The sequence below is a fragment of the Paenibacillus psychroresistens genome (assembly GCF_009728935.1).
Taxonomy (GTDB): Bacteria; Bacillota; Bacilli; order Paenibacillales; family NBRC-103111; genus Paenibacillus_AC; species Paenibacillus_AC psychroresistens.
On record NZ_CP034235.1, the window covers coordinates 5093260 to 5117307 of the forward strand.

Below are 24048 nucleotides of genomic sequence, written 5' to 3' on the forward strand. Positions count from 1 at the left end.
CCTAAGTTAAACACAATTCTATTACTATTATGATCCATTCTGCACTAGTTATGAATGATAATAACACAAAAAGGTGAATATATGACACAATCCACCTCTACATTTCTATTGGTTTATGGACTTATACTAAGTAAGACAAAACCAAGGAGGAACCTAAACAATGCGAGTTGCTGCATCTGGATTTTATGAGTATCAATTGGAAAGTGAGGATTCCCCTTTTCGCGCGTCGCTGAGAGTGGAGCGAAAAGACGATGGTGTAGAAATCATTCATGTGATGATCGAAGCTGATGCTCCCGCGGTACCCCCCATATTCAAATTACACTGGAAACATCCCATCATCGACGTTCAAGGACTGTGGCATCCGACCGCGATTTATAATAAAGGCTTGCGAGCTGACTGGTCCACCCCCTTCGAATCCAAATCCACCTATTCAGCCCCAGTAGCCTGTCTTTTCAGTGCTGCAGGCTTGAATCGGCTGACGTTCGCTTTCTCGGACGTACTTAATCTCATTAAATACGATGCTGGAGTAAATGAGGAGAGCTCCACCTTTATCTGTTATGTCTCTCTTTTCGATACACCTACTACACCTTTATCGCATTATGAAGCATCTCTTCGGATTGACACGCGGGAGATTGCCTATTATGACGTGCTTGATGAAGTAAGTCAGTGGTGGTGCAGCTATGAATCGAATACCCCGGCCGAAGTACCGCCTTCGGCAGTCGAGCCTATGTATTCAACCTGGTATACGTTCCATCAGCAATTAACACCCGAGGGAATCGAGGAGCAATGCCGCTTGGCTAAAACGCTAGGCTGCGAAACCGTTATTGTTGATGACGGCTGGCAGACTTCAGATAACGCAAGAGGTTACGCTTATTGCGGTGACTGGCTCGTATGCGAAGCGAAAATCCCAGACATGAAAGCGCATGTCGAACGGGTCCATAAAATCGGTATGAAGTATATTTTATGGTATTCCGTGCCTTTCATCGGTCGAAATAGCGATAGCTGGGCTAAGTACAAGGACAAGCTGCTTTTTACAATGGACTATCTGGAAACCGGCGTGGTTGATCCACGTTATCCCGATGTACGCGAATACCTCATTGGAACTTACGAAAAGGCTTTACTAGATTGGAACTTGGACGGATTCAAGTTGGACTTTGTCGATGTCTTCAGTCAGCCAGACAATGATAACGCAGTGGAAGGCGACGGTCGCGATTATCTCTCCGTAGCGCAAGCAGTAGACGTACTATTAAGCGAGACAATGGATCGTTTAAGAGCGCTAAAGCCGGATATTATGATCGAGTTCCGGCAGAATTACATTAGCCCGCTCATGCGCAAGTACGGCAACTTATTCCGCGCGGCTGATTGTCCGAATGATGCCATACAGAACCGGATGAGAACAATTGATATTCGGCTGATCTGCGGAAATACGGCGGCCCATTCGGATATGATCATGTGGAATGTGGAAGAACCGACAGACAGTGCAGCGCTGCAGCTGATCAATGTTCTGTTCTCCGTCCCACAAATTTCTGTTCGTCTGGATACTTTGCCTGAATCGCACAAAGAAATGCTGAGCTTTTGGCTATCCTTCTGGAAAGAACATCGTGATGTACTGCTAAACGGCCATTTGGAACCGCATCACCCTGAGCTATTATATCCAATTGTCATTGCCAGGAATAAGGATACCTTAATTGCTGCCGTCTATCATGACACAATAGTGAAATTGGACGGAATCCTACCGGAGAAAATTGTGGTCGTGAATGGAACCCGCACCAATCGAGTCGTCATCGAAGCATTAAAAGATCTAGGCAAGAATTCCGTTCACATCAGGGATAGTTCAGGCAAAACGGTAGCTAAAATTAGCATGGAATTAAAGCAAGGTTTTCATGCAATCGACGTTCCGTCTGGTGGGTTAGCGGTGTTGCGTACTCAGAAGTAGCACAAATATGTCTGCTTACGGGTAGCATTGAGAGTAACCCTTTTACATTTATCCTTAATGCCCTATAAGCAGCTGACTAGCTACTAGCTTACCTTAGCGAAATAAATTCGTTATTAGTGTTATGTTTTTCCTTATTATTGCTTGGTTTAGGTGGTATTTAATAAATTAGCGAAAAAATGGCGCTAATAAAGAAAAGAGCTTCGTTATTAACGATAAAACTTCCATATACCCTCCCTAAAATACCAATAGCGACTATTATTGCGAAAAAGTAGTATGTAATAGAGAAATTTTTTCCTTATTCTTTCGAAACCTAAGCGGGATTAATGAACATTTATATCAAAGGTATTTCGTCGGAGAGATATATTTGCTTTCATTCATTTCAGCTTTACAATTTCCATTGCACGTTTCTAAGCATTCTTTCTAACGGACATCAGAGCCGTTGATAGGAAGAATTTGATGTGGTTTTTAAGTATTATGGACACCAGAGACCTTATTCCTGCTAAACAAGGGTATACCGAGGTGTTAAACCTTGAATAGCCGCGCTCATGTCCGTTAGATTCACACAAACCAGATTATTCTACAAATAGTGGATCCTATGTAAGGAAATGACGGCTCCTATTATTACGAATGATTTGGATGGCAAAACACCCTAATCGTTATCCACTGGGTAACAGTTTGTATAATTTCCCAACGCGCGAGAAAAAGAGGGTGTTTGAGCAAATTGCTCAACACCCTCTGTTTTACCCATGATAAACTAGTAACTCCAACTAACCGGGCCGAATGATTTATTAGCTGTAGTACCATCTGCTACATACGCCGTTCCGCTCCAATAAACAGGATTATTAACCGTTGCTACTGAAGTCGTCACGACGCTGGTCGTCGAATTGTACCATTGGTCTCCCCCGTTTGTTTCCGAGCTCACCAAGTAATAACTTGTGCTGGCGGATAATGTAACTGGAGATGCAAGCGTCACATAGTTAAAGCCTACTGGTAATCCCGTTGTATTCAAACTGACCGTTGCTACAACGGCTAATGTGGTTGCATTGACGATCTTGATTGTATGCGTTCCGGTATTGCCGGAAACCACCCAGCGACCTAATTGCTTCACAGTTACGGAAGATCCCGCAGTCGTAAATTTATTGCCGACTTCACCCGTATAGTCGTTGCGCAGCGTGTTCAATGTTTGACCGGTCACGAATGGAATTGGTGTTGGTACGGGAGTTGTTGAATATTTTAAGCTAACTGGCACGAACGATCGATTGGCTGTAGAACCATCTGCTACATACGTCGCTCCAACCGAATAGACTGGATAATTAGCCGCAGCTACTGAAGTCGTCACAATACTGGTCGTGGAATTGTACCATTGGTCTCCTCCGTTTGTTTCCGAGCTGACTAGATAATAGCTTGTGTTCGCAGGGAGTGTGACCCCAGAACCAAGTGCAACATAGTTAAATCCTACTGGCTTACCCGAAGTATTCAGGCTGACTGTGGCTACAACCGATAATGTGGAAGCATTGACGATCTTGATCGTATGCGTTCCAGTGTTGCCGGAAACCACCCAACGACCTAATTCCGTTACGGTCATAGCAGATCCAGCTGTTGTAAATTTCAACCCAACATCACCCGTATAATCATTCCGCAAAGTATTCAATGTTTGATTTGTCACCCACGTGCCCGGAGCTGGTGTTGGTGTCGCAGTTGGAGTGGGTGTCGGCGTTGGTGTCGCAGTTGGAGTAGGCGTAGGCGTTGGTGTCGGTGTCGGTGTTGGAGTTGAAGATCCACACTGCAAGACATTTCCTGCCGTATACGTATTTTGAGCTCCATCCGTATTATCCAAAAACGTCGTTACTGTATTACAATATTTATTATTCACTACGACTTGACCGTAATTGGCGCGAGTTAATGTGACACCCACATTTAAGGAACTTAAACTATTGTTCTCAATGATTGTATTAGTACCGTCACCCGTTACATTTAAGTTATCATAGGCACTGCTGTATTTGGCTGCTGATGCAAAGATTCCCGATAATGGCGGGGCCTCTGTACTCCCTTGGATTGGAACGGCTGAGGGCACTCCCGTAATCGTGTTGTCGCTAAACTCATTGGCATAGTCTTGAATCGCATAGTACACTCCTCCAATGCCATCAAAACGGCCGCCGCCATAACCGACACCAGCATGTTGGGATTTCGGCGATACCCCAGTAATGGTGTTGCGTTTTACCGAGACAAAGTAATTAGGGATAACCCAATGTTGCTCAAAATTATGAACCGACCATAGGTAAACGCCCTCGGAATTGATGCTCGTATTGTCGGCAACAACACCATCAATAACATTTCCGAATAAATAGAATCCTTTGGTGTTATTCGTTATCGTGTTTTGATAATAAGTGAGATTGTCATTCGGCAGTAACAACGAGAATTTGCTGGTACTGTCAGGGTTTATCGTCCAGGCTTTAGCGATATTGATCGTATTGCCTGAGATGGAAGAAGCCCTGCGCAATTGCCCTACTCCTGTCCCATCCACAATCATCACAGAAACGTAATTAAATTCGGCCACTGGCCATGCCAATGTCGTATGCGGTGTAACGGTGATCGATGTGTTGGTTGAACTATTGACAGTCCCGAAATTGAAATTGGCTCCCGGCACTTCTGAGCAGATGGCTTCCCCATCATTCCAATTATCGTTTCCACCGCCTTCATATGAACCCATGCCTGATACAGAATTTCCGGCTGCGTACACATTAGCTCGCAGCATAAATCCATGTTTTTCACGGTTTACAGCCGTATTGCCTATCAGTTGGTTATTCTCCACAAATGCATAATTAGCAAGGATAATATAGTCGCCTTGACTGTATTCAAAAACATTATTCTTAAAAGTTACATACTCGTTAATAAAATTAAAGCTTGCCGAATGAAAAACCTTGAAGTTATTATTGGAGACCATTATGCGTTCTTTGGCCGTCAAGACTAGCGACAAGCCCCTCTGACCGGGAGTTGTCGGTTCATACGATAAAGAATCATCTATTTTGACACTAGTAATGAATATTTCTTTAGTCGTTCTTTGGGTAGTATCATTAAACCCTCCGCCGCCTAGTCCAATAAAGATATCTGGTCTAGGGGTGAAGCCAGTAGGAACCTTAATGGTCAGTTTGGCGATCCCCAAGCGTCCATCCGAAGATCCGGTTCCTGTAGAACTAATAAAGACGTTGCCGCCGGTTCCATTGTATTCCAGGATCGTATTCGCCATACTTTGTCCCTGCAGGATGACTCCTTTTGGAAGGGCAATATTACCGAGTTTATAAGTTCCGTCCACAAAATAGACGACCCCGCCGCCAGCGGTTCCAGCTGCATTAATCGCGTTCTGAACTCCTGTCGTTACATTTACCCCCGTGTTTGGTGACACACCGTAGGATGAAACGTTATACACGCTTCCCCAATTAAAGTTTTTAGCCCAAGCTACACCAAGACCCAGTGGATCATAAGCTCCTGCGCCGCCGCTCGGTTGAGCTATAACATTTAATTTTTGATTGCTTTCATTAGATAATCGAATCCAATTGACCCGGTTATCATTGGTTATCTCCACAAAATAATTCCCGATCGGAGGAGTACTATCCACTGTAAATTCAGCTAAATAGGGATTTATTGTTGAAATAGGCAGCTCATATGTACCTCCGCTGCCATTATTTAAACGAACTCTAGTCGTATTCACCGCTCCAAATTCAGATGACTGAAAATTCCGCCCCACCAGCTTGATCTTCAAAGTGTTAAAAGCTTCATATTCTGAAATATAAAGTGGACGGGCTCCATTTAATTTAGTCGGTAAGCTCCAGCCAGAACTATTCTTAACCCAAACATTATAAACGCCGTTTGGCGCAGCAGCAGGAAATGTAGCAACGACATAATTGCCGTTTCTATCCCTTTGTACAATGCTTGGGTGCAGAGCGCCAACAGATGGAGTTGCAGGAGATGTGCCTGTTGTATCCAGCTCCATGGCTACATCTAGATTAACGTTGTCTGTCATGCCGCCACCATTGATACTGAATGCTTCACCTTGTTTTACCGCATCGGAAGCACGAAGTATTTTGGGAACACCTGACCATGCAGCATTCGCTTTAGTAATAGGTATAATACCTGCCAAGATTCCTGCTAAACATGCGAACACCAATAGTACAATTAGTTTCAATAAAACCACACGTTTTACGTTATTTGAGCCGTTGATATTTGGAACATTTTCTGTAATGAGCATTGATTATTCACTCCCACTATAAAGTATTGTTTTCGCCTGTTTTCTCGCTTATTCTTAGTTTTTCAACTTTGACACCTTGAGGAGAATGGAGGAAAATTGTTGTAGAACCATATATTTCTATAAGGGTCGTTGCGGGAACAGGGCTTGGACTCGTTTTCATCCAAACTGTGAATATTGTTTATGATCGCACAGTGGATCTCCACATTCACCCTTGGGGTTTACCCTCCCATATCACGCTGGGTCTATGCCCTTACATTCCTTCGTTCTACCTCTCAAGGGGTGGAGGCCGATTCTTGCTCCTTAACTGGGTCATGGCCCTTATGGAAAATTAACTTCGGCTTCTCCTGTGCTTCAATTGTCAAGTTGTAAACATGTTAATAAAGTGAGAATTCACACTTCTTATTATTGATTCATTTCTGTCCACATGTGAATAAGTGAACATCTCAATTTATGCAGCATCTTTTTGTAATTGCACTAAGCGAACAGGTCCTATTACATCATAGGCGTCATATTCTTTTTGCTTTGTTCCAAGTGTAAAGAGTACACGTACCAGTTTTCCACATAATGCGATAAGCGATTGCTTCTTTTTCAACGGATTCTGGCTTCGCGTTGTATAATGCTTGTGTAGTGCTTTAAACTCTGCGTTCTTCGCTACCATTGGCATGATACAACGGAAGAGTAATCCCCGAAGACGCGATCGTCCTCGTTTACTTATTCCCGTCTTGCCTTTTCTCTTGCCAGAACTGTTTTCTTTAAGATTCAAGCCAGCTAAACGAATAATCTGTTGTCCATGATCATACTTATTCAGGTCTCCTACCTCTGCTAGGAATCCTGCCACGCTTGTAATACCCACTCCTGGAATGCCCAGCATTTGCGCTGTTCCTGGGATCTCACCAAGAATTTTCAGAACTTCTTGCATGATCGTTTCTACTTGCTTAGAAAACAGGTTAAACTGCTCTAACAAAGCGGCTAGCTCTATCCGAGCGGCAACCGCCCCTTCGGTCAGCCCGATGGAAGATAGAGCAGTCTCATACAGTTTCTCAGCTCTCTTGATGCCCACACCCTGCTTAATTTCCGTCTTCCAATGAACAAGAACGCCTCTGGCGCCCAAAGAGACAATTTCTTGCGGAGTAGGAAATTGGTGCAAGGCCATGAGTGAAGCTTTACCCGTCCAATCCTTAAACACCTGTAGATATTCAGGAAAGAAACGGTCAATCCAGTTGTGTACACGTGCCTGAACCTGAGTTAGATTCACCACGACCTTTTCACGCAAATTCATTAAAATACGTAAATCTGCATAGGCTTCTGTGGGCAAATTCGGTTCCGTATACTTTCCATTGCGAACGAGATCTGCAATAACCTTTGCATCTTTGTAGTCACTCTTGGTTTGAGAGTTATCCTCTATTTCCTTTGTCTTATTGACATGATGCGGATTGACGAGCACAACCTTAATTCCCTCACCTTGCAGATAAGCCGCTAACGGAAACCAATAATGTCCGGTAGGTTCGACACCAAAAACAATTTCACTTTTGGCATGATCCTGTTGTAGACCCTTCATCCATCCAGCTAGTTTCGTTAAGCCTTCTCGATCATTGTAAAACTCACAGTCCTTACCTAGCTCAATACCACGATAATCTACAGCACGTGCCACGTGAATTTTCTTAGCAATGTCTGCACCTACAACCAACGTATTTTCAGAAATTCGTGTAATCCGTTGATTCTGCTTCTGTTTCATCTTATACTTCATTTGTGCGCCTCTTTTCGTATAGGTTTTTGTTCTGGCTGGAACAATTCCTAGTATACAAGAGGTGCATTTTTCATTCAAAGCTCAAATTACTTCATTACAGGAATAGCTCCTTAATTACACGTATTTTTGAAACTGGATTCTTGATCTTACTCAAAGTCCTTTTCCCATAATAATTTATTTCCTCATTTTCCCCCCTTATTGTTCACATTCTTGGTTAGCCCAAAATGAAAGCGCTTGATTTTTGGCTTGTGCTAAGGTTACTTATAACTTTCACCCAAAACAAGCCTCTATTTTGACAAAAATACTCCAATCTGGATCAGTTCATGCAAAAATTCGTGAAATATAAATCGTTTTTACAAAATCTCAAGTTTTAAAAGATGAAAAAACAAAAAAAGCCCAAGTCTACCTTAGGACTAGAATAAGTCGTATTATGCAACAGTCTAATAAACTTAAACAAAACCATACTCCTAGGAGTTGGTTTTGTTTATATTCACTGAGTATAGTTAAGAAAGCTTGATCAGATTAAGCGTCGGAAGAGGACCTCCGGGAAATTGCTGTAAGATTCCTCCAGTCGCAAGCTCACCAAGATCAATGGTTGCGAAGCCCATTTTATCATTCATCCGACTAACTTCAGACTTGGCTCCAGCATCATTTCCAGAAATAAAGATAACTCGGCGTCCACCAGCAGTTTGCGGATCTCCACCTACAACACTTGGGCTTAATGTATTAAATGCTTTTACTAAGCGTGCACCCGGAACAAGATCGGAAACGACTTCGCTTGAGGTTCTTCCCACGAGATTGGCTACTTTGAAGTCGGGGGGTCCAAGTGGATTCGTTGTATCGATAACAATTCGTCCATTCCATGCCGGAACATCTGCAAGTGCCGTTTTAAGATGCTTCCAAGGGACAGCAATCACAACAATATCGGCCGCTGCAGCTTCTTGAACGGTCGAAGCTTTGGTATTGCCGCCAAGTGCTTTGACAAGTGAAGTAAGCGATTCTGCTCCACGAATATTACTTAGCAGCACTTCATAACCTGCTTTTACGGCATGCTTTGCAATCACTTGGGCAATTGCCCCTGCTCCGATAAATCCAATAGACATTTAAATTCTCCTCTACACAATTCACTTTATTTTTAACAAAAACCCTTATTAGATCACAACGCCGCCGTCAACATTAATTGTTGCACCTGTTACAAAGCTTGCTTCAGGAGAAGCAAGGTAAGCAACCATACTGGCGATCTCATAGTCTTTTCCATTACGACCAAGCTAAAGCAAGCGGTGACTTGCCTGTCCACTCTAATCCAGCTGCGCTCGCACGCTTTATCCTAACCATTGCCGAAGGAATGTCCATTCAAGCAGCAGATGGTGTAAGCCGCGCTGAATTACAGGAAGTCATTGAGGTAACTCTTCAATCCTGGCCTTCTTGAAAGTTCTCATACGAATCACCGCCTCTATTACAAGCAGGTTAGGAACCCAGCAAAACCATGCTACAGCCCGATATCCTGATTCGAAATCTCCAAAAAGCAGGCCAAGCGGCGCTAACCAGATTCTAAGAGTTACAGCCGCAAAAGTAAGTGCATAGCTGCGCAGCATCCATGCTTTATGAGCCTTTACGTCTTTACCGATAATTTTACGCAGAGCAACCCATGTGGTTGTTACCCACATTACATCTAAGGATATGAAACCAAGGCTAGCAATCCAACCCCCAGTGGCAAAAATGGATAAATATACACTTACGATCCCGCTTAATGTAATGGAGATTATATAAATATAACCAAGTATTCTGTGCTGGCGTCCTCTAATCTTCGTTTGCTTCTGATAAATTTGAAAAGGTCCGATAATTAAAGCCAACATGGCCGTTACAATATGTACATATAGTACATACACCCAAGGTGTAAGATGAAAATCCGGTTTTGTCAGTTTGAAAGCGACCAGTCCAGCATCTTTTGCATGAAAGACCCCATATTGTACAATTGCATACCCCGCAATTGAAAATGCTAATATAAAAATAAGTGCTCTAATGATCTTTACTCCCATTGAAATCACAACTCCTCCGTTAGTTTTAATTTAGTTAATCGCCGCCAATTAATTGATCACTGTTCAATTAATGGACAAAAAAATTATGCAAGACCACGCAGCAATAATTGAGTGTGCACATCAGCCAATTTGGCAATATCGTCAAATGATTGATTACTATGAATATAAAAGCTGACAAATCCATGAAGAGACAAAAATAAGACCCAAATGAGCTCAATATCTTCTGCCCTATCTACATTAATCACTTGCAACGATTCCCTCACAGCGCTGAAAAATTTCTCATAGCTGTCCGCTTTTGCTTGCGTCGTGTAACAGTCAAGTCCTGGTTCTTGAATTAAAAACATCAGCTCAAATGATCGTTTGTTCTCAAGGCCGAATCGGATAAAATACAAAAAAATCAACCCAAGGCGATCTCTTCCAGGATTTGGTGATGTGCTTATAGCTACTTTGAGCAATCCATCCAACTCGTGAAAATCTGCGGTAGTCATCGCACTGAATAGATCTGCCTTTTCCCGAAAATGATAATAAAGTGAGCCTGGCGAATATCCGAGCTCCTTCGCGATACCGCGCATAGATACATCACGATAACCATGCTGCACAAACTGCGCTCTTGCAACTTCAAGTATTCTTTCTCTGCTTAACTCATGGTCGACAGCTTTCCTAGGCGACATTTAAACCCTCCTTTTAATTGAACTGTGTTTAATAAATAATATCATACAAGGTTTATTCTCGTCAACGATAGGTCGAATAAACGAATAAAAAGTAAAATAAACTCTAATGTCACAAATTGCCTTCATATATCGTTTAATTAATAGCACATACTATAATTAATTAGAACGAGTAAAAAAGGATAAGGATGGAAGTGGAATAATGCAAGAGTTATATAAGCAGTATAAAAGACTTCTCTTTAAACTCGCCTATCAGCTGACTGGATCGGTATCCGATGCGGAGGATGTTGTGCAGGATGTTTTTCTAAAGGTGTATGACGTTCCACCGGAACGTTTGGCTGAACCGAAGGCTTATCTGTGCAAAATGGTCACAAATCGCTGTCATGACTTGCATAAATCGGCACGCAATAGAAGGGAACAATATTACGGTGAATGGCTTCCAGAGCCTCTTCTCGGTTCCTTTGATGATTCCATGGATTCTGTCGTCCGCGGCGATACCTTGTCTTATGCAATGCTCGTGTTATTGGAGAGGCTGTCTCCAACGGAACGGATGGTCTTCGTCCTACGTGAGGCACTCGGCTTTGAGTATCATGAAATAGCAGAGCTTATCGAAAAAAGCGATGCGAACTGCCGCAAGCTGTTCAGTCGTGCCAGAGCAAAGATGGGGATTACACCCGATGAGCTCATTTCTCCTGAGTCAGCAAACCATGAGTGGGTTCACGGCTTCCTGATAGCTCTTGAACAAGGTAATCTGAATCAAATTGTATCTATGCTTGATCAGGATGTCGTATCGGTTTCCGATGGGGGAGGAAAAGCGGTTGCAGCCGTCGATCCAATCGAAACAAAAGATCTTGTTGCACAGTTTCTTCTCGGTCTTGTACTTAAGCTATCTGCCGTTGAAGGCGATACGGTTATTGAAATTGGCGAAATTAATGGACAACCCGGGCTTATCCTTCGCTCAAGCAAAGGGATTCATACGGTGGGGATGCTTCATGTCGAGGGAAATTTAGTTCGAAACATTTATTTTATTCGGAATCCAGATAAGTTGAAACATGTTGGAAGATGAAAATAAAACACGAGATCTCCTTCTATCAGATTTAAAGAACAAATATCGCCCGAGGGATATCCCTCGGGCGATATTTGTTTACCCTGCCGATTCAAGTCAGCTAATCACTAAACCTCCATCAACCGCGATGATTTGTCCCGTGATCCAACTCGCTTCTGAATCGGCTAAATTTACAATCCAGCGTGCTACATCGTCTGGCTCACCACGGCGACCGAGTGGTATTGCCTCACGCTCCTGTTCCTTAACCGCAGTGATTTGTTCTTCGGAAAGTCCCATACGGTCACGTAGAAATGCCGTCTCAACCGGTCCAGACGCAATTGCATTCACGCGAATGCCTTTTGGAGCGAGCTCAAGTGCCCAGCAGCGCGTTAAATGCTCAACAGCTGCCTTACTCGCTGCATATAACGACAGACCTGCTGCCGCCTTACTGCCGTAAGTGCTGGACATATTGATGATTGTCCCTTTAGTCTCTTCGAGGTGCGGGATCGCTGCAGCAGCAAGCAAGGTCGGCCCTGCTACATTAACGGCGAAAATATCAAATATCGATTTCGCGTTTATATCGGCGAGCGGCTGAATCACGCCGCCACCGGCATTGTTGACCAGGATATCGAGACGTCCCCAAAGCTCGAGCGCCGCCTTAACCGTCAGAGCCGCTGCTTCCGGATCACTGGCATCTGCCTCAAAGCCCCTGATGTTCGGGTTGCTTGCTGCAGCCTCCTCCAATGCGCCTTTTCGTCGTCCTGTTATGAGCACTTTTACTCCCTTTGCCGCAAGTAACTGAGCCGTTGCAAGTCCGATTCCGGCACCGCCGCCTGTAATGATTGCAACCTTATCTTTGAACATATTCATATCGTCTCCTTATATTCTATGATTGTTGTTTCATACCCATATGTGTTATGCCCTCATTTCCATATGCAGAAACAATTTAAACCATACTGTTTACTAATTAATAATTAATCAATTAACTATCAAGGGAGATCCGTCCATTTAACAGAACGGTTAGCCTTTCATCTAAAACAACTTTTTCAGTAATCCCTTTAACTGCTCCAGTTCTTGCAGGTTAAGCTTACTACCTACATTTTGGGTGATTGTCTGTTCATAGACAGGCCATACCTTCGAGATGACATCATGACCATCAGGTGTTAAACGAACAAAGATTCTTCTCCTGTTGGTGGTGTCCATTTCCCTTTTGATCCTGCCTGCTTGCTCCAGAGCACTTAATAAATTACTTATATTCGCTCTTGTTACAGCAAGATCATCGCTTAACTCCGAAGGGAGCATTGCTCTTCCGCTAAGCCTGAGGGCTACGAGTAAGCACCATCTTCCAAGTGTTAAATCGAACTTTCCAAGTTGTTCCTCTAACTGTACTACCAAATGGTGATTGGTTTTATAGAGTGTTAGAAAAACATCGACCGTGAGATCAGGTTGTTCAAATGGATCCCATTTCTCGATACAATAACCTCCCTTAAAACAATTAACTAATTAACTATTAATAATTTAATAATATAGATTCTCTTAACTCTTGTCAAGTAAGCTCGAAGCTTTCCTGCGTTGCCGTATACTGCCTATCATCCATAAAATCAAGGGAATAACAATATAAATGATTGGGTAAAAGAAGCCTGTTAAAAGCAAGTCTTTAAGTGTATACGAAATCCGTATATTGTGCGTGCTATAGATCACATACGCCAGCAAGACCAAAGTTATAAGGCAAGCGGTAAGCTTCCATTTCTTGAAACCGACCCATTCGGATAATCCGTAGCTAAGGATAAACAAACATACCGATAATTTAATAAAGGCGCCGAGCAGCCAAAAGGGGATAAAAAGGGCATCAATATTCTGAACGAAATTGAGGATGGATACGAACTTCGTAAGTGAGTATACAGGAGCTACCAATTGAGCAGTGATGCTTGGTCCCGTTACGGATAGAAGAACCAGAGTGGTTAAAACTCCCCAAAACATAGCAACCGCTGTTCCCCATAGGATCGCTCGCGAAATAGTTCGCTTGTTCTCAGCAAAAAAGAACAGCATAAAAATGATCGAAGGATCTACCATATAATTAAACGAATTTAATGTGCCTTTTAGGATGTGAAACCAGCCTGAATCCGCATAAATGGGCAATATTCTCTTCATATCCATGTCCTGTGGAGTTAGAAATAGCTGCGCGTATAAAATGAAGACGAAAAAAGGTCCAATTACCTCCGCGCAGCGGCTAATTGCCGTAATCCCCCCTCTATACACCACATAAGTAACGAGAAACAACATACACAATAGGATGATAATCATTGGCGTGTTATGGAGCAGTACTAAATTTTGAAAATCTGCCAAGCCTTTTGCAGTCGTGGCCATCTGCAAAAACCAAGCCAAGAAATAAAAGATGACAATTATTTTGCCAAACACGGTACCTAAAAGGTCTTTCAGGAAATTAACTATCGTTTTGTCCTTATTCTGCATGCATACCCGGAGCATAATCCAAGTAATGGCCATCATGATCATGCCCCCAAGCAAAATGGAAATCCAACAGTCCTGAAGTGATTCCTCCGCAGCTAATTTAATGGGAAGGTAGGATATCATGATCATAGAGGAGATGCTAACCAACCAGAACATTTGATAGCCACTTATTTTCATACTTCGTTGCCACTTCTTTCCTTAATTCATTTTAAGCGCTCACCGCTTGTTCCGATTGACCTTAGTAGAATATTCGCCTTAATGCTAACATCGGTTTTCTTGAATTTTTCATCCCAATCATCTTTTTGTAACTTCCACCAGTAAGGATACTTACGATGAAGGTGCTCACCAATTCCAAATACATCAGGTCCCCAATGCTGAACTTTATCCATCGTAAGCTGCAATTCTTTCTGCATTTGCTCATTTAAATACTTCTGGACGTTAATCATATTATCTACATCAGACATGTCTAGTGAGGTCGTGTTTTCAAGCAGATACGCTTGCGCTTTAACGGATAATACAATATGTGTGGGATCCTTGCCGCGAACAGATTGAACCCGGCGTTGAAGATGAGTAAATCTAAATGATAAAGTGCCATTTCCGTCCTTCCATGGAATCGTTACCCCTTGAAGGGTTCCTTTCCCCGACATCCAGGCTGCTCTTGTACCTTCGACATTATCTAGAAATCCTCTAACTTTAAGCTTTTTGTTTAAGACGGCGAAACCGGAGAACACCGCGATCGGCAACATTTCTTTATTGTTCGGCTTGGAATTCCCGATTTGTAGAACCGGTATAAGAGGTCTGATCCCTTCAGAGAGATATTCGATTGCGAGTTGCCTCGAAGAGAAGCTTCTCATTCCGTTGAGCTGCAGCTCTTTTCCAGCAGCTATGCTTGAGAGATGTTCCAAGGGATGCTTGAGCATAAGGAATTCCTTGGCGCTTCCCCCTTTAATCAGAATGGAGATATCCCTTAAATTGTTTGCAGGATCTCTATTCAGTTTATCGAATAACTTGCTTACGTCGTTCTTCTTGAAATATTCTTCACTTATCGCTATAAGAATGCGATGGTTCAGCATCAATCTGCGGGACATTTTCCTCTGGATGTTCTGACTGGCTTGAAATATATCCTTGCCTTTGGCCGATATGACGACAAAACTCTCCGATTCACTGGAGCCTCCCCCCTTGGCAGGGCTATTCAGTTTTGAAGGGATAACGATCTGATGGCTAACTTCAATCTCTCCGTCACCCGCGTCATCAATCGCCGAACCGATGACGAAAGCCAATTGATTGGGTTCGACAAAATCAGTACAGCCGAAAGAGGACATAATAACGATTAGAGAGACGGATGTTATAAATATGAATCGAATCATCTCTGACGCCCTTTTCTATTCTGGCCGTTCTTAATCCAGAAGGGATAGCGAATAATAATATCTTTAATCCGTTTGCCGTCGAATGGGGCTATAGGGCTCAAGTATGGCGTTCCGAAGGATTCAAGCGTTACCAAATGGATCAACAAGAAGATAATCCCGAACGCAAAACCGACGAAGCCGAGCCATCCGGAAATAAACAGCAGGAGGTACCGGATTAAGCGAAAGGGAAGAGCGGCGCTATATCTCGGAATCGTGTAGGCTGCAACACCTGTTAAGGAGATGACGATGATGATCGGCGTGGAAATGATGCCTGCTTCAACAGCGGCTTGCCCAATGACTAGCGCTCCAATAATACTAATGACAGGGCCCAGTCGATTGGGAAGATGAACCCCAGCTTCTTGCAATCCGTCAAAGATGATCATCATAAGCAAAACCTCAACCACAGACGGAAATGGTGAATTTTCCCTCGCGGTTGCGATCCCGATCATGAGATAGGTTGGCATCATTTCTTGATGGAACGTCGAAAGTGCGACGTAGATAGCGGGAAGAGAAAATGAAATGAATACCATGATGTATCGAATCATCCGCGTTAGAATGACAAATACGAACCTCTCGAAATAGTCGTCCGCCGATTGAAGCCCAGACCAAAAGGTAATGGGAAGTATTAGGGCAAAAGGAGTCCCGTTAGTGATAAGTGCTACCTTTCCCTCTAATAAACATGCGGTGACGATATCTGGGCGCTCGGTATTCTGGATTTGTGAGAAGATAGAGAAGGAACTATTCTCTAACCATTCTTCGATATAGGCAGAATCGATTATGCCGTCAATCTCGATATTAGCGAGCTTTCCTCTTACTTCAGCTAATACATTCTCATCCGCAATTCCTTGCATGTACGTAAGCACAACTTCGGTTTGCGTGTATTTTCCTATGATGCAAGATTCCATTTTTAGGTGCGGGTGAATAATCCTTCGTCTAATTAACGAAGTGTTTGTACGGATATTTTCAACAAAACCTTCCTTCGAGCCACGTAAAGTCGATTCCTTCTGCGGCTCTTGGATGCCTCTTGTCTCGTAGCCTTGGACGAGTGCAATAAGCGCTAACGCTTCTCCATCCACTATTATTCCCAAGCAGCCTTGAAGGATATGATTAACTAGCTCCTCCAGGGATTCGTCTGTTTTTACATCCGTTAAGGGAAGCCACTCGCGTCTGAACATCTCGGAGAGCGAATGTATTCGATCTATTCCTTGCGGCAAACCGCTGAAAATAAGCGGCTTCAGAATGTTATCCTCTACGCTATGTAATCTAATCATTCCATCTAGATAAATGAGTAAAAGTATGGATTCATCCTTTAACTTGAAAGTGCGAATTACAACGTCCGAGCAATTAATGAATTGTTCTCTGAGATAGGCTTCATTAACCTCAATACTTTTGCTTATGCAACTCATCGATAATCACCCCTGTGGCTATATCACACTTGGGTATTATGTCCAATGCAGGGTACGTATAGCCTATACAGATTTTGGATAAGTTCGGCTCATCCCGCAAACTAACAAAGAACCCTTCGCAGGGTTCTTTGTGGCGATGCTTTATGTGTTGATTCTAGGTTGCGTAATTACCCCTGATGTGTGGACCGGCTAAGCCAATCTTCGAAACGCGTCGAAGCGATGCGCGGGTTATCTCCCGGGACAAGCGATTGATTGTTCACAGGTATGTTGCCGAAGTAAAAGGCATTGTCGTCTGCGATAACCTCACGCGGGTCTTTTTGTAGAGTTAAATATCGACGAACGAACTCGTCAAGAGCTAGTCGGTCTGGACCAGCTAGCTCGACAGTACCATTCACTGGTGCCCCGAGGGTGAAGTCGACCAATGCTTCAGAAACGTCAGCAGAAGCGATGGGCTGCACGTGGGCAGATGGCAAACGAACTGTTTGCCCATCTGTCGCTACATAGGCGATACTATTGATGAATTCGAAGAATTGAGTTGCACGTACAATTGTATAAGGAATCTTAGAAGCCTTGATCAGGACTTCTTGAGCCAACTTCGCTCGGAAATAACCACTTTCGAGCATGCGTTCTGTGCCAACAACCGATAGCGCGACGTGATGCTTCACTCCAGCGGCCGCTTCAGCGGCAAGCAGGTTTTGACTTGATTTTTCAAAGAACTCCAATACTGCTTTATCCTCAAATGAAGGAGAGTTTGCCACGTCTACGACAACTTCAGCGCCCTTAAGCGCTTCAGCCAGTCCTTCACCAGTAACGGCGTTTACGCCCTTAGAAGGTGATGCTGCCACTACGTCATGGCCAGCCTGACGAAGGTTGTCCACAAGTTTTGTTCCAATAAGTCCAGTGCCGCCAATAACTACAATTTTCATATTAATCCTCCTAGTTTTTTAAAATTGTTTAGATCAGACCTGCTTTATTCAAACCAAACGCCGCGTCAGCCGAACCTGGTACAGTCTTGAAGGCAATGTTTATGCGGTTCCAAGCATTGATCGTCATGATCGAGAAGGTCAGGTCGGAAATTTCTTGTTCAGACAATTGTTCGCGAACACGGTTATAAATTTCGTCAGGAACGCCTTGCTCAGGCAGTTTAGTCAAGATCTCAGTCCAAGCCAACGCTGCCCGTTCGCGTGGAATAAACAGAGTTGATTCCCGCCAAATCGAGATGTGGTAGAGACGAAGCTCGCTCTCGCCATGGATCTTAGCCTCTTTGACGTGCATATCCAGGCAGAATCCGCACCCATTGATTTGCGAAGCCCGAATGTGAACTAGATCGCGGATATTCTGTTCAATTGAACTCTCCTGCTCGACGCTGCTTAAATCCATTAATTTTTGAAAAATTCCGGTGATTGCTGCATGTAATTTATACGTTGTGTCATAATTGTGTACCTCTCATTTCTGTATTTTGTCTCCATCTGTTATTCGCACTTCGGACATATAACGACACAGCGATTCATTTTGTGACAACTGAGCTTTCAAAAAGAAAAGTCGCTCAATTGAGCGACCCGTTTAACGCGAACTAGTTACTCATATTTGATTTTTGGGGATACCGTTTAAACTTGGTACATAATCAGAGTCCTTTTCGCTGGTTAGCGTTGGTTCTTCTTCAATAAAAGTAGCGTTGTTCTTTTTATCCGCTTTGTTATCTTCGCGGTCATACTTGGGATCTGCGTCATTTTTGGGCATAGAATTCACCTCCACACTTCATAGTTAGTATGAGATGGAGGTTTGTATTTTATTCCATATAAGAAATTTTCGTGTAGTTGGCTGATATTATCTAGGTATCATCCCCGTTGATATCGCTATGCGATTCCAACAATTAATCGCATTAATCGCCATAATTAAATTAACAAACTGGCCCTCATCGAAATGTTTGCGGACTTGCTCATACAATTCTTGCGGCACGCCAGCATCCGAAATTTTGGTCACAGCCTCCGTTAATGCTATTGCTGCACGCTCTGCATCGGTATAGAACGGAGCTTCACGCCATGCGCTAAGCATATACAATCGCTGCTCTGTCTCCCCTATCGCACGTGCATCTTTCGTATGCATATCAAGGCAATAGGCGCAGCCATTAATTTGCGATGCGCGAATTTTAATCAACTCCCATAGTTTGTGGTCAATATCGCTCTTCTTCACATAACCTTCCAATTTTAAAAGTGTTTGTAAAGCTTCGGGTTGAACCTTCGTATAATCCAGTCTGATTTCCATGTATAATTACACCCCTTATTTTTTTGTGGCCATTTAACAAAGTATCCCCTGTTGAACTTTGCATGATTCGGAGAATCCGCAAATAAATGATTAAGAATTTACCATTGCGCCGACAATTTCGGATTGACTCTTCTTGCGCTTCATAAGCTCAGGCAGGGCAATGCCTAACATCGTGATCCCCACACCAAGCCATTGCAGCCAGTTGACGGACTCATTCAATACGACGTATGACATAATGACGGCCGCCGGCAGTTCAGCTGCACTCAAAATTGTAGCTAGTCCGCCGCCAATACGCGGTACACCAATGGCATAGAACAACGGCGGAATGACGGCACCAAAGAGAGCTAGCAGCAACGCCCAAGGCAAAAGCGCTTCGTGTAAAGATCCATTTATAAGAAAATGCGGTGGAAACACCAGCATGACGATAATAAAAGAGCCAGACAGCATAATCGCACTTCGTGTGATCGGAGCGACTTGTTTAGCTGTTTTACCGGTAAACCAAATGAAGAGCGCATAAGTAACAGCAGCCAATAAGCCAAGAGTAATACCTATCCAGGAAACTGCTTCCTTGTCCCCGCCTAAATAGCCACTTGCCATAATAATCCCAACAAACAAGATGATGAGTGATAAAATCTTATCTTTACCAGGACGTTTGCGTTCAACTACTGCTTCCAACAAGATGCCCATCCACGTAAATTGAAACAATAAGATAATCGCAAATGAAGCCGAGATATACTGGAGAGCTGTATAAAAAAGCATTCCTGTTATTCCTGTTGTTGTTCCTACAGACATGAGCGAGAGCGCTTGACGCCTTGTTACTTTAAATGTAAGCGTCACTGCGCGTTGCTTGGCGGACTTCGCAGTCACGAATACTAATATCCACAGCATAATCACACCGAACAGCTGTTGGCTGCCGACGACCTCGCCGACATTGAAACCAGACTCATAAGCCTTCTTTACAAAAGTAGATAATAAACCAAAGCTGCATGCCCCACCTAAAACAAATAAAATGTATTTCATGATGCCTCTTCTTATTAGAATTTAATTTACTAACTTTAGAAGCTTTTGGCTAGTTCGAGTGCTTGTTGGATGGCTTTTTCTTTAATAACAGGTGCTTGATCTGGTGCAGCTCCCGTGCCCTCAATATAAATAACCTCAATTGAAGGGATACCTATGAATTTCGATACAGCTGTCAAGTATCGGTGACTAAATTCGAAGCCTGCCGCTGGTCCTTCAGAGAGCACGCTGCCGGAAGCCTGGATATGCAGCAATTTTTTGTCAGTAGCTAAGCCAATAATACCTTCTGGAGTATATTTAACTGTTTTTCCGGCTATGCATATGGCATCAATGTAAGCTTTCAATACGGGTGGAAATAAGAAATTCCAAACTGGATTGACGATGACTATTTTATTTGCAGCCACAAATTGATCAACCAATTCACTCAAACGTGCCACCTTGACCTGAGTACCCGAGCTCAATTGCTCAAAAGAACTGCCGCTTTTTAATTGCCCCCACCCACTCAACACTTCAGCGTCAAGTTGTGGAATATCCAATTTATATAGATCTAGATGAATAACTTCATCGTTAGGGTTTGCTTCACGGTAGGCTTGGATAAACTCGTAGCCTACAGATAAACTATGGGACGCACTCTTCTCAAGTGGATGTGCGGTTACGTATAAAACGGTTGACATGATAGCTCTCCCTTGAGTTGAATTTTACTATTTTCAGTAAGCTTCTCTTTACTCCTTTTCAGGAAACATCCCCGTGGAGATAGCGATTCGATTCCATGCATTAATCGTATTGATCGCCATAATGATTGCCACATATTCTTCTTCATCCACATGAGCCCGAACTCTTTCATACAAATCCTGCGGTACGCCTTGCTCGGAAATACGTGTTACAGCTTCCGTAAGCTCAAGTACTGCTCTTTCTTTGTCTGAATAAAAAGGAGCTTCGCGCCACGCACTTAGTAAATAAATCCGCTGCTCGGTCTCGCCCATTTTCCGCGAATCCCGTGTATGCATGTCCAGACAATAAGCACACCCGTTAATTTGTGATGATCTGATTTTAATGAGTTCATATAGGTTAGCATCCAACCCACTTGTCTTGATAAACCCTTCCAGCTTCATCATTACTTGCAAAGCACCTGGACTTGCACTTACATGATTTAATCTAACCTTCATAGTAATCTCCTCCGTGAACATTTTTTTTATTTTGCCTTATGAAGCATAACGTCGACAATGTGTATCGACGATCTAACTTGTCTATAATATAACTCTTTAATTTACGGCTGTCAACCAAAAAACATGGGTCATTTAGCTGAAAATGCCAAATACCCATATTTGACAAGGATTTTAAATCCACCTAAGATGATTAATAACAATCTTTATATCTGGAAAGCGGGTGTTTTGTATGCAGTATAGTATTGGCGTTGAATATGGACTGCATTGCTTGGTATATTTAATTGATATTCCTCCTGATGCTACTATTGGAATTAAAGAGCTTTCCGCTTTTCAAGGTGTTTCGGAGACCTATCTTTCGAAGATTTTTAGTAAATTAACAAAAGCTGGTATCGTAAGCTCTGTCCCTGGTGCAAAAGGAGGCTATAAATTAGCCAAGTCTCCTGCAGAAATTTCATTTTGGGATGTAGTTGAAGCTGTTGAAGGCTCTACCCCCATTTTTCAATGTAAAAACATCAAAGATAATAGCTATCTCTGCCGTGATGAAGACTATGCAGCTTGCTCTAGAGCTTCTTCCTGTGAGATTAACATAGTTATGCTTGAAGCCGAAGACAGTATGCGCAATGTTCTGCGTAACAAGACACTTACTTGGTTGAATGAAAAGCTTGATCGCGTTTTAACCCCTGAATCACGCAAAGAAACTCGTGAATATTTTGCTGATAGCAACAATGCTTAGACAAAGATTATTTATATTTTAGGAGGAGGAAATATGAGTTATAAAATACTTCTATTTGATTTAGATGATACATTGTTAGATTTCGGCGCTAATGAAACGGATTCGTTAAACAAATTGTTTCAGCAACAAGGACATACTTTTTCGGATGAGTTATTTGGAATATATAATTCCGTCAACAAACAGCTATGGAGTGAATATGAAAATGGAAATATTGGATTAGATGATGTGCTAAACTCAAGATTCTCAGATACTATGTTAAGACTGGGGAAAGTTGTGGATGGCATTGAGTGGGAAAATCTGTATAGAGAACTTTTGGGCAATGGGAGTCAGCATATGGAAGGAGCTTTAGAAGTGTGTCAGAGCTTATCTGTATCCCATAGACTGTTTGTTATCACTAATGGTATAACCCAAACTCAGATAAAACGAATGAAGCTGTCAGGCTTAAATGAATTTTTTGAAGACATTTTTGATTCTCAAAGCATTGGATTTCAAAAGCCTTCAAAAGAATTTTTCAATTACGTGATGAGTCATATTAAAGATTTTGATAAAAAGGAAGCACTTATTATCGGGGATTCATTAAATACGGATATAAAAGGTGGCCTTCTATCAGGAATCGATACCTGCTGGATTAACAGAGAGTTACAAAAAAGCTCTGCAGAAATCCAAAGCACATACACGATCAAAAGTTTAGTAGAATTATATGACATCTGCACCCCTATACAATGAGCATAACGGTGATTAAGTTAATTCGTATTTTTTTCATTTAAATAGAATCCCTCATTCGCTTTTGATTCTTGCTGATAGGCTGCCTCTTTTGAAAAAACGGATAATACTTATCCATAAAACCAGCAAGGGGATATACCCATACAGGAAGATCAATCCTGCCATGGACATCAGAGAGTCCAGCCTGTCGATAGTCGTTGACCCTTTCAAACAAACGATGATTATAAATACAATAATGCTTGTTATCCATAACGCCGGTCTCGCTGTAAAGCCGACCGTTTTCCGCAGTATTCGCGTCCCCCCCCATAGTCCGATACAGATTGTAGGCAAAATAATGAGAAACCAGTTAAAAACATATATGTAATCAAACCTTTCAAAGAAAGGAAATCGAATGATTTTCGATAAGATTAGCGTAGGCCAAATCGTATGCTTCAACTCCTCAACGTTGAAGTAAGCAAAAATCACACAGGCAAAAAACATATATAAAAGTGTTGTGTGTGCTACCGCAATATGAGCCCATTTCTGAGATTTTTCATTATTCTTAATATATGGATAATAGAGCAGCAAAAATTCAACTCCCAGAAATAACGGTAAAGATCGCTGAGCAGATTCGGTATATTCGGCAATGTTATGATTTAAAAGAGGCAGAAAATTATTCCAATGGGCATATTTCAGTGGGAAATAAAGCGTGACCAGTAACAAGGAAGGGATAATCACGCACCAGAAGCAAATACCGGTTATGACTCTGAAGCCTCCGGAAACGATATAGATGGATGTCAACAGAATAATGAGCGTCATTTCCCAGGGAGGTGACAATTGAAAAATCCAGACATGTAAAACTTCTACGTAAGAACGAATTTGCGTCGAAATGAACATGAGTGTATACCCGTAGAACCCCAAAGTCAGGACATTTCCGAACCATTTTCCAAACAACTGTTGGTGCAGTGAAATGATATCCCCATGATTTGAATGTTTTAACACAAAAAAAATCATCCAAATAATCAAATGAATACTTAAACCTGTGATTAATATAGAAACCCATGCCTCCCCTTCGGCTCCGAGGATTATTTTGCTTGGAAAAGTTAGCATTGCGATTCCCGTTTGGGTTCCATGAAGGAGGAACCACAGATAGAATGAAGATACGGTCAGGTTTTCACCAAGTTGTTTATCCACGAATACCTC

General features: G+C 42.6%; 24 protein-coding genes. 5 read left to right on the forward strand and 19 right to left on the reverse strand.

What is annotated here, in order from left to right; genetic code table 11:
* The first annotated feature begins 160 nt into the window (after nt 1-160).
* Complete coding sequence (locus EHS13_RS23365) at nt 161-1936, forward strand: glycoside hydrolase family 36 protein (protein WP_155702703.1); 1776 nt, start codon at nt 161-163, stop codon at nt 1934-1936.
* 754 nt (nt 1937-2690) lie between these two features.
* On the opposite strand, the gene EHS13_RS36450 is transcribed toward EHS13_RS23365, so the two are convergent.
* The 4 genes from EHS13_RS36450 to EHS13_RS37395 form a co-directional block, all read right to left on the reverse strand.
* Nucleotides 2691-6182 carry a hypothetical protein gene (locus EHS13_RS36450; RefSeq protein ID WP_193571440.1) on the reverse strand — a complete coding sequence of 1164 codons (3492 nt, stop codon included), beginning with the start codon at nt 6180-6182 and terminating at the stop codon, nt 2691-2693.
* A 448-nt stretch (nt 6183-6630) separates the two neighbouring features.
* Nucleotides 6631-7929 carry an IS110 family RNA-guided transposase gene (locus EHS13_RS23375; RefSeq protein WP_155698944.1) on the reverse strand — a complete coding sequence of 433 codons (1299 nt, stop codon included), beginning with the start codon at nt 7927-7929 and terminating at the stop codon, nt 6631-6633.
* A gap of 503 nt (nt 7930-8432) precedes the next feature.
* The gene (locus EHS13_RS23380) at nt 8433-9032 is read right to left on the reverse strand and encodes an NADPH-dependent F420 reductase (protein ID WP_155702704.1); all 600 of its coding nucleotides are present in this window, start codon (nt 9030-9032) and stop codon (nt 8433-8435) included.
* Between the two features lie 48 nt (nt 9033-9080).
* Nucleotides 9081-9161: an SDR family oxidoreductase gene (locus EHS13_RS37395; RefSeq protein WP_319633436.1), complete on the reverse strand. Its 81-nt coding sequence runs from the start codon at nt 9159-9161 to the stop codon at nt 9081-9083.
* Here EHS13_RS37395 and EHS13_RS36880 point away from each other — a divergent pair.
* Nucleotides 9131-9358 carry a hypothetical protein gene (locus EHS13_RS36880; protein ID WP_227013492.1) on the forward strand — a complete coding sequence of 76 codons (228 nt, stop codon included), beginning with the start codon at nt 9131-9133 and terminating at the stop codon, nt 9356-9358. The two genes, EHS13_RS37395 and EHS13_RS36880, sit on opposite strands and share 31 nt — an antisense overlap.
* Here the strand turns inward: EHS13_RS36880 and EHS13_RS23390 are convergent.
* Nucleotides 9324-9968: a DUF2306 domain-containing protein gene (locus tag EHS13_RS23390; protein ID WP_155702705.1), complete on the reverse strand. Its 645-nt coding sequence runs from the start codon at nt 9966-9968 to the stop codon at nt 9324-9326. The two genes, EHS13_RS36880 and EHS13_RS23390, sit on opposite strands and share 35 nt — an antisense overlap.
* A gap of 83 nt (nt 9969-10051) precedes the next feature.
* A complete protein-coding gene (locus EHS13_RS23395) occupies nt 10052-10639 on the reverse strand; it encodes a TetR/AcrR family transcriptional regulator (RefSeq protein WP_155702706.1) in 588 nt (195 codons plus the stop codon).
* 199 nt (nt 10640-10838) lie between these two features.
* Here EHS13_RS23395 and sigJ point away from each other — a divergent pair, with 199 nt between their 5' ends.
* Complete coding sequence (sigJ, locus tag EHS13_RS23400) at nt 10839-11702, forward strand: RNA polymerase sigma factor SigJ (RefSeq protein WP_155702707.1); 864 nt, start codon at nt 10839-10841, stop codon at nt 11700-11702.
* Nucleotides 11703-11798: 96 nt separating this feature from the next.
* Here the strand turns inward: sigJ and EHS13_RS23405 are convergent, their stop codons facing one another.
* From EHS13_RS23405 to EHS13_RS23455, 12 genes are all read right to left on the reverse strand, one after another.
* On the reverse strand, nt 11799-12545 hold the full coding sequence (locus tag EHS13_RS23405; RefSeq protein ID WP_227013493.1) for an SDR family NAD(P)-dependent oxidoreductase: 747 nt from the start codon (nt 12543-12545) through the stop codon (nt 11799-11801).
* 168 nt (nt 12546-12713) lie between these two features.
* Nucleotides 12714-13076 (reverse strand): MarR family winged helix-turn-helix transcriptional regulator, encoded by a 363-nt coding sequence (locus EHS13_RS36270; protein ID WP_227013494.1) that lies wholly within the window; start codon nt 13074-13076, stop codon nt 12714-12716.
* 141 nt (nt 13077-13217) lie between these two features.
* Nucleotides 13218-14327 carry a GerAB/ArcD/ProY family transporter gene (locus EHS13_RS23415; RefSeq protein ID WP_155702710.1) on the reverse strand — a complete coding sequence of 370 codons (1110 nt, stop codon included), beginning with the start codon at nt 14325-14327 and terminating at the stop codon, nt 13218-13220.
* A 26-nt stretch (nt 14328-14353) separates the two neighbouring features.
* Nucleotides 14354-15517, reverse strand: a complete 1164-nt coding sequence (locus tag EHS13_RS23420) for a Ger(x)C family spore germination protein (RefSeq protein ID WP_155702711.1) — start codon at nt 15515-15517, stop codon at nt 14354-14356.
* Nucleotides 15514-16962, reverse strand: a complete 1449-nt coding sequence (locus EHS13_RS23425; RefSeq protein ID WP_155702712.1) for a spore germination protein — start codon at nt 16960-16962, stop codon at nt 15514-15516. Before EHS13_RS23425 ends, EHS13_RS23420 begins: the two co-directional genes overlap by 4 nt.
* A gap of 167 nt (nt 16963-17129) precedes the next feature.
* Nucleotides 17130-17888, reverse strand: a complete 759-nt coding sequence (locus EHS13_RS23430; protein WP_155702713.1) for an SDR family oxidoreductase — start codon at nt 17886-17888, stop codon at nt 17130-17132.
* Nucleotides 17889-17916: 28 nt separating this feature from the next.
* Entirely contained in the window at nt 17917-18342 is a 426-nt protein-coding gene (locus EHS13_RS23435; RefSeq protein WP_227013495.1) for a carboxymuconolactone decarboxylase family protein, read from the reverse strand.
* Between the two features lie 201 nt (nt 18343-18543).
* Nucleotides 18544-18702 carry a hypothetical protein gene (locus tag EHS13_RS36455; protein ID WP_193571571.1) on the reverse strand — a complete coding sequence of 53 codons (159 nt, stop codon included), beginning with the start codon at nt 18700-18702 and terminating at the stop codon, nt 18544-18546.
* An 87-nt stretch (nt 18703-18789) separates the two neighbouring features.
* Entirely contained in the window at nt 18790-19227 is a 438-nt protein-coding gene (locus EHS13_RS23440) for a carboxymuconolactone decarboxylase family protein (RefSeq protein ID WP_155702714.1), read from the reverse strand.
* Nucleotides 19228-19317: 90 nt separating this feature from the next.
* The gene (locus EHS13_RS23445; protein WP_155702715.1) at nt 19318-20247 is read right to left on the reverse strand and encodes an EamA family transporter; all 930 of its coding nucleotides are present in this window, start codon (nt 20245-20247) and stop codon (nt 19318-19320) included.
* Nucleotides 20248-20282: 35 nt separating this feature from the next.
* A complete protein-coding gene (locus EHS13_RS23450) occupies nt 20283-20918 on the reverse strand; it encodes an FMN-dependent NADH-azoreductase (RefSeq protein ID WP_155702716.1) in 636 nt (211 codons plus the stop codon).
* A gap of 48 nt (nt 20919-20966) precedes the next feature.
* Nucleotides 20967-21410 (reverse strand): carboxymuconolactone decarboxylase family protein, encoded by a 444-nt coding sequence (locus tag EHS13_RS23455; RefSeq protein WP_155702717.1) that lies wholly within the window; start codon nt 21408-21410, stop codon nt 20967-20969.
* A gap of 229 nt (nt 21411-21639) precedes the next feature.
* On the opposite strand from EHS13_RS23455, the gene EHS13_RS23460 reads away from it, so the two are divergent.
* The gene (locus tag EHS13_RS23460; protein ID WP_155702718.1) at nt 21640-22143 is read left to right on the forward strand and encodes an RrF2 family transcriptional regulator; all 504 of its coding nucleotides are present in this window, start codon (nt 21640-21642) and stop codon (nt 22141-22143) included.
* A 33-nt stretch (nt 22144-22176) separates the two neighbouring features.
* A complete protein-coding gene (locus EHS13_RS23465) occupies nt 22177-22869 on the forward strand; it encodes a YjjG family noncanonical pyrimidine nucleotidase (protein ID WP_155702719.1) in 693 nt (230 codons plus the stop codon).
* A gap of 51 nt (nt 22870-22920) precedes the next feature.
* Here the strand turns inward: EHS13_RS23465 and EHS13_RS23470 are convergent, their stop codons facing one another.
* Nucleotides 22921-24039 (reverse strand): GerAB/ArcD/ProY family transporter, encoded by a 1119-nt coding sequence (locus EHS13_RS23470; protein ID WP_162463219.1) that lies wholly within the window; start codon nt 24037-24039, stop codon nt 22921-22923.
* Nucleotides 24040-24048: the final 9 nt, after the last annotated feature.